Consider the following 1530-nt stretch of genomic DNA (forward strand, 5'->3'; position numbering starts at 1 on the left):
TTTATAACCTATAATTCATAATTGAGTAACCTTGGGAATTTTCTTGAGGTTATTTTTTGCATTTAGCGTGTGTCTATTCTAAATTACATTTCTTTGTAAATCAGCGAACTATCTTGTTTTTATATCTAAAAAAGCCGCCTTATTTAGACAGTTGCGCCAACAACCAAAAAATCACCAAAGTTAATCATACCAAACCAGTTTAAGTTTGGGTATGAATACTTTTGAATTCAAATCTTTATTCGATTTATTACAAGCGTTTCCTACGGAACAATCTTGTATTGAATATTTAGAATTATGTAGATGGAAGAATGGCATAGTTTCTCCCTATGACCCAGCATCTAAGGTATATAACTATGGCGGCGGAAAATACCGTTGTAAGAATACAGGATTGAACTTCAATGTCAAAACGGGTACGGTATTTCAAAAGAGCAAAGTGCCATTGATAAAGTGGTTTGTGGCGATATGGTTTGAAACGTCTCATAAGAAAGGAATATCTTCCATACAACTGTCGAAAGACATTTCAGTAACTCAGAAAACGGCTTGGCATATGTTACATCGTATCCGGGAATGCTTCTATTGTGAGAACGATCATAAGTTAGATGGCGAAGTAGAACTGGACGAAACGTTCGTTGGTGGCAAGAATAAAAATAGGCATGCTAACAAAAAGATAAAGAACTCTCAAGGAAGAAGTTTCAAAGATAAGACTCCAGTGCTGGGAATGCTCGAAAGGGGTGGCAAAGTGGTATGTAGGGTAATAAATGATACTTCCAAAAGGAGTCTTACCGTACCTATTCTCAGAACTGTAAAACGCTCCGCAAGGTTATATACCGATGAATGGTGTGGTTATGACACGATAGGTAGAATCTATGTTCGCAATATTGTAGACCACGGTAAAGGACAGTATGTTGATGGTGACTCTTATACTAATAGTATTGAAAGTTTTTGGGCTACGGTAAAAAGAAGCATAATTGGCATCTATCATAAAACGAGTCGTAAACACCTACATAGATATATGAATGAATATGTATTTCGTTACAATACCCGTAAAATGAATGAAACGGAGCGATTTAATTTGTTACTTTGCAACGTAGAATATCATATCACTTACAAATCATTGACGGAATGAATAAAAAGAAAGAATTGACAGTAAACGACATGAAGCGAATATCGAATACTGACGAAAATCCCAAAAGAGTGCATAAGAAACCGACTTCTTTTGAGGAAGCCGTAAGCTTGATGATAAATTATCGCCCTAAGAAGAACAATAAAGGCAGGAAGTAAAAATCCTGCCCCCATTACGTAATATTTTCTTTCCCAATTGTTATAATGATAAAATAATCAATAACGAAAACGGTATAAGTAAGATAAGCCACATCACTGTAACGAGCGTGTCACTTTCATATTCTTCTTTGTTTAATTTCTCAGAGCATGCTAATACAATCAATCCTATAATACCCCAAAAACAAGACACAAAGAACCAATTCACAGGATTGCGATTTTTTCGGGATGCTAATGCAGCCGCCGCAATAG

Annotated in this window: 3 protein-coding genes; 2 read left to right on the top strand and 1 reads right to left on the bottom strand. The window is 35.8% G+C overall.

Translation table 11 applies throughout. From position 1 onward, the window contains the following. The first annotated feature begins 211 nt into the window (after positions 1 to 211). Together QVP90_RS03290 and QVP90_RS03295 are read left to right on the top strand one after the other, a co-directional pair. A complete protein-coding gene (locus QVP90_RS03290; protein ID WP_007482614.1) occupies positions 212 to 1126 on the top strand; it encodes an IS1595 family transposase in 915 nt (304 codons plus the stop codon). Then, positions 1123 to 1281: a hypothetical protein gene (locus QVP90_RS03295; protein WP_005925326.1), complete on the top strand. Its 159-nt coding sequence runs from the start codon at positions 1123 to 1125 to the stop codon at positions 1279 to 1281. Before QVP90_RS03290 ends, QVP90_RS03295 begins: the two co-directional genes overlap by 4 nt. A gap of 40 nt (positions 1282 to 1321) precedes the next feature. On the opposite strand, the gene QVP90_RS03300 is transcribed toward QVP90_RS03295, so the two are convergent. Further along, a complete protein-coding gene (locus tag QVP90_RS03300; protein ID WP_288203906.1) occupies positions 1322 to 1528 on the bottom strand; it encodes a hypothetical protein in 207 nt (68 codons plus the stop codon). Positions 1529 to 1530 lie beyond the last annotated feature (2 nt).

The sequence above is a fragment of the Bacteroides sp. CAG:189 genome (assembly GCF_000432295.1).
Taxonomy (GTDB): domain Bacteria; phylum Bacteroidota; class Bacteroidia; order Bacteroidales; family Bacteroidaceae; genus Bacteroides; species Bacteroides salyersiae.

What these genes read in the sequence shown, in the direction of transcription:
- QVP90_RS03290 (WP_007482614.1), top strand. Translation starts at nt 212, where the DNA reads ATGAATACTTTTGAATTCAAATCTTTATTCGATTTATTACAAGCGTTT.
- QVP90_RS03295 (WP_005925326.1), top strand. Translation starts at nt 1,123, where the DNA reads ATGAATAAAAAGAAAGAATTGACAGTAAACGACATGAAGCGAATATCG.